We start from the raw sequence: 4,053 nt of genomic DNA, 5'->3' as shown, positions 1-4,053 counted from the left end.
ACCGGCACGCCTGCGCCGACCTCGCACGCGGCTACCTCGCGCTGCTGCTGACCCACCTGCCGAAGGCACGCCCCCGGCACACGCTCACCGTGTTCGTGGCCTCCCTCACCGACCGCCCCGCCCCTGCCGCCCCGCGCCGGCCGTCGCGCCCCGCGACACCGGGTCCCCGCTCGGGAGGGAAGCGGGAGTAGCACCACGGGGCCGCCACACCCGTACCGCTCCCGCGTACAGCACCACCCCGAGCAGCAGGCCCGCGCCCGCGCCGAAGCAGACCGGGGGCACCAGTTCCCAGGGCCGGGCGACCGCGCCCCAGTAGGCCCACCAGCGCACCGCCCGCACCACCGCCGCGCCCACCGCGCAGCCGGCCAGCAGGGGCAGCGCCCAGCACCGGTCCCGTACGGAGAGCAGAGGCACGCCCACCGGCTCCCCGGCCGGTGCCGACCGGACCGCCCGCACCAGGAAGACGGCGATCCCGGCGGCGGCCAGTGCCGAGGTGCCGTACTGGAGCCACTGGAAGAGGGGAATTCCGGCCATGACGCGGTTGAGCACCGGGACCAGGCCGGTGCCCCAGCGGTCGTGGTGGGTGAAGGCGTCCCACACCACGTGCGTGATCCCGCCGAGCACCGCCGAGACGTACCACCACAGCGCCGGCCAGGCCCGGACCCGCGCGCGGGGTGCCCCGCAGCGCAGCAGGGCGGCGGGCCTCGGCTGCCAGGGCCCGGGGAGCAGCGCCACCAGCGGCTCGCGCACCAGCAGCCAGAGCGCCACCAGCGCCCAGGAGATCAGCACGTCCACGGTGAGCACACCGGTGAAGGAGTGCGTGAACGTCCCGAACTCCATCGCCTCCGGGCGGACGCCGGCCGCGTAATAGGTCAGGTCCGGCGCGAAGGAGCCCGCGACGAGCACCGCGGGGACCAGCGGGCCGCGTCCGGTCCCGTCCCGGCGGACGGCGGGCAGGACGGCCGCGGCATGGCTGAGTGTGAAGGGCAACGGGACCTCCCGGAACGCCCGGCACGGGCGGTGCCGGTGATCGCGCGCCCAGTATGCGTGATCCGCCCTCACCGGCCGTGCGGGCGAAGGGAGTCGGCCAAGTCCGGAAAACGCGGGCGCCACGGGTGCCTCGGGGCAGGGGAGTTGACGTAGGGTCGGGCGGGGCGCATCTGTCGTGCACACGGTCAGGTGATCCACCCCACAGACCACAGGACGGCACACCGGGCAACCGTGGCACCGGCTCGGCCGTCACACCTTCAGTCGGGACAGGCGCAGACGGACGCCGAGAGCGTCCACGGGAGGGGTTCACTCTATGGCGGCGCACAAGGGCAGGCGGCTGCGCAAGGGAGCGGCGACGACCGCGGCGGCCGCCTTGGCGGTGGCGGCACTCTCCGCGTCCCAGGCACCGGGCGCGACCGGCGCGCCCGAACCCCTCCAGACCAGCGCGGGCCACAGCACCCCCGTGCCGGAGGTCCCGGCGGACGGCAACGCCACCGGCAACTCCCCGTACTACACGGACCTTCCGCCGCTCAACAGCCCCCTGCCGAGCCCCTCCTCGACGATCGGCACGCCCGTCTCGCGGGGCGAGGGCGAGGCGGGCATCCCCGCGACCGTCCTGGACGCCTACCAGAAGGCCGAGGCCGAGCTCCGCGCCGCCAAGCCCGGCTGCAACCTGCCCTGGCAACTCCTTGCCGCCATCGGCAAGGTGGAGTCCGGCCAGGCCAGAGGCGGCCGCGTGAGGGCCGACGGCACCACGATCAGCCCGATCATCGGCCCCCAGCTCGACGGCAACGGCTTCGCCCTCATCAAGGACACCGACCACGGTGCCTACGACGGCAACAGCTCCTACGACCAGGCCATCGGCCCCATGCAGTTCATCCCGTCCACCTGGGCGTGGGCGGGCCGCGACGGCAACGGCGACGGCAAGGCCGACCCGAACAACGTCTACGACGCCGCCCTCGCCGCGGGCCACTACCTGTGCCGCAACGGCTGGGACCTCTCCACGGAAGGCGACCTGCACCGCGCGATCCTCAGCTACAACAACTCCACCGACTACCTCGACCTCGTGCTGAGCTGGGTGGACTACTACCGCAAGGGCACCCACTCGGTCCCGGACGGCTCCGGCGGCGTACCCCGCCACCGCAGCGACGACGACCTGCCGCGCACGAGCATGCCCGCCGCTCCCGGCGCGGCCGAGCCGAAGCCCTCGAAGCCCTCGAAGCCGGCCAAGCCCTCGAAGCCGGCCAACCCGCCCAAGGGCGGCCCCAGTCCGACCCCCGGCACGCCCGGCAGTCCCTCGCCCGAGCCGACCCCGCCGACCGGGACGCCCACCCCGTCCGACACGGTGGACCACCTCGTCTCCCCCGACCTGGACGGCACCGAGCTGACCGCCACGGCCGGGGACGCCTTCGAGCGGCGGATCGGCGCCCGCGCGGTGACCAAGGACGGCAAGTCCGTGGCCAAGGTCCGGGTACGGTTCACCATCAGCGGCGACACCGACGCCACCTTCACCGGCGGCGAGCGGGTGGCCACCATCGCCACCGACGCCAAGGGCGTCGCGCTCGCCCCGCAGCTCCTCGCGGGGGAGAAGACCGGCACCTTCAAGGTCACCAGCGTGGTCGTCGGGCACGCGGCCAAGGGCGTCGGCTACACGGCCACCGTCACCCCGCGCTCCGCCGACAAGCTGGTCCGCACCTCCGACACCGCCCTGACCTGCGCTCCGGGCGGCGAGTTCACCGGGCAGGTCCAGGTGAAGGCGACGTACAAGGGCGCTCCGGCGGCCAAGGTCGGCGCCACCGCCACGCTGATCAAGTCCGCGGCCAACCCCAGCGCGAACATCGTCGGGCCCTACTTCAAGGACGCGAACGGCCGGCCCGTCCGCACCCTCACCGGGCTCACCACCGACGCGAACGGTGTCGTCACGCTGCCCAAGCTGTACGCGGACCTCTTCAGCGGCACCTACCTGCTCCGCGTCACCACGCCGGGCGGCGGGAGCGTCACCGTCGAGCTGAAGGTCTCCGCCACGGCGAGCGCCTCCGCGAGCCCGTCGCCGAGCCCGTCGGCCGGCTCCTGAGGTCCTTCATCGCCTGAGCCGGGCCGTCGTGTGACGGGTCGGCTCGGCGGTGGCCGGGTCCTCGGGCCAGGGGTGCTTCGGGTAGCGCCCGCGCAGCTCGGCCCGGACCGCCCGGTAGCCGTCCCGCCAGAACGAGGCGAGGTCCGCCGTCACGGCGGCGGGCCGCCCGGCGGGCGACAGCAGATGCACCAGCAGCGGCACCCCGGCCACCTCCGGGGTCTCCCGCAGCCCGAACATCTCCTGCAACTTCACGGCCAGCACCGGCCGTTCGGGGTCCGTGTAGTCCACCCGCACCCGTGACCCGCTCGGTACGGCGATCCGCTCCGGCGCCAGCTCGTCCAGCCGGGCAGCCTCCCCGCCCGCCCACGGCAACAGCCGCGTCAGCGCCTGCCCCGCGTCGATCCGCCCCAGGTCCGCCCGCCGCCGGGCCCGGCCCAACTCCGGCTCCAGCCAGGCGTCCACGCGAGCCAGCAGCGCCTCCTGCGACACCTCGGGCCACGGCTCCCCGAGCCGCGCGCGCAGGAACGCCAGCCGTTGGCGGAGGAGTCGAGCATGCTCGGTCCACCGCAGCAGCCCCAGCCCTTCCCGCTCCAGCCCGTCGACCAGGGCGGCCCGCACCAGCCCGGGGTCCGGCTGGGCGAGGGGCCGCACGGCCAGCTCGACGGCCCCCAGCCGCTCTACCCGCCGCGCCACGACCTCCCCGTCGACCCAGCGCACCTCCTCCCGCTCCTCCAGCAATGGAGCGGCAGCCGCCCGAGCCACGTCCTCCCGCACAGCAGCCCCGAGCCGTACCCGCCCGTGCCCCTTCCCCACGGCCCGATCCGCCACAGCCACCACGATCCACGGCGCCCCCCGCAACGCCGACCCCTCGTCCAGCGCGACCCGGCTGCCGGACACCATCAGATACGACCCGCCGTCCAGCCGGGCGATCCGCTCGGGAAAGGCAAGCGCGGCTGCCTGACCGACGGCCGCCTCGTCGCCGAGGGGCT

Annotated in this window: 3 protein-coding genes; 1 reads left to right on the top strand and 2 read right to left on the bottom strand. The window is 74.9% G+C overall.

Annotated features, from left to right (window positions below):
* Positions 1–105: 105 nt before the first annotated feature.
* Positions 106–990, bottom strand: coding sequence for a DUF4184 family protein (locus tag GT030_RS02020; RefSeq protein WP_161199533.1), 885 nt, complete (start codon positions 988–990; stop codon positions 106–108).
* Between the two features lie 313 nt (positions 991–1,303).
* Here GT030_RS02020 and GT030_RS02015 point away from each other — a divergent pair, with 313 nt between their 5' ends.
* Positions 1,304–3,064, top strand: a complete 1,761-nt coding sequence (locus GT030_RS02015; RefSeq protein WP_161199532.1) for a lytic transglycosylase domain-containing protein — start codon at positions 1,304–1,306, stop codon at positions 3,062–3,064.
* 6 nt (positions 3,065–3,070) lie between these two features.
* On the opposite strand, the gene GT030_RS02010 is transcribed toward GT030_RS02015, so the two are convergent.
* Positions 3,071–4,053, bottom strand: a 983-nt coding sequence (locus GT030_RS02010) for an ATP-dependent helicase C-terminal domain-containing protein (RefSeq protein ID WP_272920647.1), incomplete at its 5' end; no start/stop codon positions are given.

It is taken from the genome of Streptomyces sp. SID1328, assembly GCF_009865595.1.
GTDB lineage: Bacteria > Actinomycetota > Actinomycetes > Streptomycetales > Streptomycetaceae > Streptomyces > Streptomyces griseoluteus.
This window is presented reverse-complemented; position numbering and strand designations above follow the sequence as displayed.